The following is a 1,785-nucleotide window of genomic DNA, read 5'->3' as shown; positions in this document are numbered from 1 at the left end:
AGGGCTGGGCCGTCGCCGGCTGCGAGCCCGACGAAATGGGCATCGGCCCGGTCTTCGCCATTCCGCGCCTGCTCGAGCGTCACGGCCTGAAGGTCGACGACATCGACCTGTGGGAACTGAACGAGGCCTTCGCCAGCCAGTGCCTCTACAGCCGCGACAAGCTGGGCATCGACCCGGCGAAGTACAACGTCAACGGCGGCTCCATCGCCATCGGTCACCCCTTCGGCATGACCGGCGCGCGCCTGGCGGGCCATATCCTGCAGGAAGGCAAGCGCCGCGGCGCCAAGCACGTGGTCGTTTCCATGTGCATCGGCGGCGGTATGGGCGGCGCGGGTCTTTTCGAGGTCTTCTAGCGTTTGGAAAGGCGGCTTGGCCGCCGACAAACGAGCATTTGAGAGGGCGGGCCGCCGGCGAAGAGCTTGCAGCCCGCCTTTTTCATCTGGGAATGACAGCCGTGACCTCGAACGACCATGCGTTCGCGTGCACGAAGCGACGTCGGGCCCACGCGGCGGTGTGGCGCAGCTACCCGCCAGACGGGAACGGTCAACCCGTGACAGGTGCGCCGCGTTGACTTGGCCGGGGGCAGTCCTTAAGTCACCCACGCCCCAAAAGAGCGCCTTTTTACCGGCGGGCGAAGGGCCATATCGCCGCCGCACGGACAATCCCCTTGAGCATCTTCCAACGGTTCTTCGGCTCCTCCAACGACCGCAAGGTCAAGGCCATGACGGCTCGCATCGCCAAGATCACGGCGCTGGAGCCCGCCATGCAGGCGCTCTCGGACGAGCAACTCCGCGGCAAGACGGCCGAGTTCCGGGACCGGCTGGCGAAGGGCGCCACCCTCGACAGCCTGCTTGAGGAGGCTTTCGCCGTCGTGCGGGAGGCCTCGCGCCGGGTGCTGGGTCAGCGGCACTACGACGTCCAGCTCGTCGGCGGACAGATCCTGCACCAGGGCGGCATCGCCGAAATGCGGACCGGCGAAGGCAAGACGCTGGTGGCGACGGCCCCGACCTACCTGAACGCCCTCGAGGGCAAGGGCGTCCACGTCATCACCGTCAACGACTACCTCGCCCAGCGCGACAGCGAGTGGATGGGCCAGGTCTATCGCTTCCTGGGCCTGACCGTCGGCGTGATCGTGCACGGGCTCTCGCAGGGCCAGCGCCAGGACGCCTACCGCAGCGACATCACCTACGGCACGAACAACGAGTTCGGCTTCGACTACCTGCGCGACAACCTGGTCTACGACGCCAGCGAAATGGTCCAGCGCGGCCACAACTTCGCGATCGTCGACGAGGTGGACTCGATCCTGATCGACGAGGCCCGCACGCCGCTGATCATCTCGGGCCCCACCGAAGACCGCTCCGACTTCTACCGGACCATCGACCTGCTCATCAAAGAGCTGATCAAGGACACCACCACCTTCGACTACGACGAGAAGCAGCGGCAGGTGATCCTGACCGAGGAAGGCTCGGAGAAGATCGAGGAGATGCTGGCCGAGGCGGGCCACCTGGGTGAGGACTCCGCCGGCCTGTACGACGCCGCCAACATCTCGGTCGTCCACCACGTGAACCAGGCCCTGCGCGCCAACGTGATGTACGTGCGGGACAAGGACTACATCGTCCGCGCGGGCGAGGTGATCCTCATCGACGAGTTCACCGGCCGCATGATGCATGGCCGCCGCCTGTCGGAAGGCCTGCACCAAGCGATCGAGGCCAAGGAAGGCGCCGTCGTCCAGCCCGAGAACCAGACCCTGGCCTCGGTGACGATCCAGAACTACTTCCGCCTCTA

General features: G+C 66.1%; 2 pseudogenes. Both read left to right on the top strand.

The features are described from left to right. Positions 1 to 353, top strand: a pseudogene (locus Q0L11_RS20940) (acetyl-CoA C-acyltransferase); the annotation flags it as partial. Between the two features lie 368 nt (positions 354 to 721). Further along, positions 722 to 1,785: pseudogene (locus Q0L11_RS20935) on the top strand (preprotein translocase subunit SecA); the annotation flags it as partial.

It is taken from the genome of Phenylobacterium sp. (assembly GCF_024508875.1).
Taxonomy (GTDB): Bacteria; Pseudomonadota; Alphaproteobacteria; order Caulobacterales; family Caulobacteraceae; genus Phenylobacterium.
The sequence above is the reverse complement of the archived record's forward strand: the minus strand, read 5'-3'. Positions and strand labels throughout refer to the sequence as shown.